This window comes from Marinobacter sp. (assembly GCF_033722195.1).
Taxonomy (GTDB): domain Bacteria; phylum Pseudomonadota; class Gammaproteobacteria; order Pseudomonadales; family Oleiphilaceae; genus Marinobacter.
The window spans coordinates 1-2,177 of sequence record NZ_JAWVZL010000195.1 but is presented as its reverse complement, the minus strand read 5'-3'; the positions used below and the strand labels follow the sequence as shown (position 1 = coordinate 2,177).

The following is a 2,177-nucleotide window of genomic DNA, read 5'->3' as shown; positions in this document are numbered from 1 at the left end:
CCCAGGTCGATCAGCTTGCAGCGTTCGCTGCAGAAGGGCCGGTATTCGTTTTTCGGTTCCCATTCCACGGGTTTGCTGCAGGTGGGGCATTTCACAATCATACGCTGGTCTTCTCACAGAACTGTTCCAGAACGGCCCGCAACATCTCCAGGTTGACGGGTTTGGCGACGAAAGCGTCCATGCCGGCCCGGCGGCATTTCTCCTCGTCCTTCTCCATGGCGCTGGCGGTCAGCGCGACCACGGGCACCGGACGTTGACCGCCAGCAGCTTCCCAGGCCCGCAACCGTCGGGTGGCTTCGAAGCCGTCCACGCGGGGCATCTGGCAATCCATCAGGATGATATCAAATCCGTGCAGTTGCCAAAGACTGGCGGCGGCTTCGCCGTCGTTGGCGGTCATCACGTCACAGCCGAGCTTTTCCAACAGCCGGCGGGTGAGAGTGCGGTTGACCGGGTTGTCTTCCACCAGCAGCACCCGCATGCGGCCGCAGCGCAGGGAGGGTACCGGCTTCTGGTCCTCCACCGGCTGCAGCGAGAAGCGGGTGAGGAAGCTGCGCTCGTTGCGCTGGGCGTTGGCAAAGAGCTGGTGCAGGATCGGCATCAGGCAGGATTCCCGCAGGGATTTGCTCAGGAATGCGTCGGCACCGGCGCGGCGGAAATGCTCGGCGTCGCCACGCTGTGGGTTTGAGGACAGGATCAGCACCCGGGTGTGTTGCCAGTCGCTGTTGTCCCGGATCTGCTGGCACAGCAGATCGCTGTCCATATCCGGCACAAAGCCGTCGAGGATGACCGCATCGTAGGGCTCGTCGGTGTCGGCGGCCTGGCGCAGCATGGTGAGGGCCTCGCCGGCGGAGCGCACGGCGTCGATGTCCACCTCGTAGCGGGACAGCATTTCCAGGGTGATCTTGCGGGACAGCTCGTAGGAATCCACCACCAGGATACGCTTACCGCGGATCAGCCGGGTGTCGTGGCGAAGCCTGGGAGTGCCCTCCGGCGCCACCGGCAAACTCAGGTCCACCCAGAAAGTGGTACCGGCCCCCGGCCGGCTCTGGACGTCCAGTTTGCCGTTCATCAGCTGGACCAGTTGCCGGCAGATGGTCAGGCCCAGGCCGGCGCCGGGCAGCTGGCGCTGGAAACGGTGGCCGAACTGGACATAGGGTTCGCACACCAGCGGCAGGTCTTCCGGGTTGATGCCCACGCCGGTGTCCTCCACCGACAGTCGCAGCTGCACCAGACTGCCCCCCCGGCCGGTGACCTCGATGCTCACCAGCACGTGGCCGGAATCGGTGAACTTGATGGCGTTGGCGGTCAGGTTCAGGAGGATCTGCCGTATCCGCACCGGATCGCCCCGCAGTGCCAGCGGCAGGTTCTCGTCCACCCGCAGTTCCAGCGCCAGGCCTTTTTCCCGGGCCCGGGGGCCCAGCATGGTCACCAGGTCGTTGAGGGTTTCCCGGGGGTCGAAGGGAATGTGGTCCAGCACCAGCTTGCCGGCTTCCATGCTGGAGATGTCCAGCAGATCGTTGATGATGGCGGACAGGTTCTCCGCGGCGCCCACCAGAGTACGGACATAGTCCCGCTGCTCCTGATCCAGGCGGGTGTCGTCCAGCAGGCTGGCGTAGCCCAGCACCGACTGCAGCGGTGTCCGCAGCTCATGGCTGACGTTGGCCAGGAACAGGTTCTTGGCGTGGTTCGCCCGCACCGCTTCGTCCCGCTCGCCGCGGGACTGCAGACTGGTCTGGCGCAGGTCGCGGGCTTCCTCAAGCAGGCGCAGGCGCATGGTATTGAGCGCCTGTTCCATCTCACTGAGCTCATCCGGGGTCCGGGGCGGCTTGCGGCGCAGTTTCAGGGGTTCGATCAGGGCGTCCAGGTTGAGGCGGATGGTGTAGTCCGCCATGGTCTCGAGGTGCCGGGTGAGGGTGAAGCGTACGATCAGCAGCAGCCCTAGGGTACCCAGCAGGACGATAAACGACTGCAGCAGCAGTGTGGTCAGGGCCCGGTCCACCAGCTCGCCGGAGACCTGCGACAGGGACGAGGTCAGGGTCAGGGTGCCCAGGGGCTGGGGCAGATTGAGCCGGGTACTCTCCAGGCGTAGCGGAAAGGACTGGCTCAGTACGTCGCCGGAGGGATAGGTGCCGGCGCTGAAGGCTTCCCCGCCCGGAGTGGTCAGTTGAGCGTGCTGG

At 65.3% G+C, this 2,177-nt stretch carries 2 protein-coding genes; both read right to left on the bottom strand.

Annotated elements, in window-relative coordinates:
- On the bottom strand, positions 1-101 hold a 101-nt coding region (locus R3280_RS16735; RefSeq protein ID WP_318999744.1), incomplete at its 3' end, for a DNA gyrase inhibitor YacG.
- A partial coding sequence (locus R3280_RS16730; protein WP_318999743.1) for a response regulator occupies positions 98-2,177 on the bottom strand: 2,080 nt, incomplete at its 5' end. The genes R3280_RS16735 and R3280_RS16730, both read right to left, overlap by 4 nt.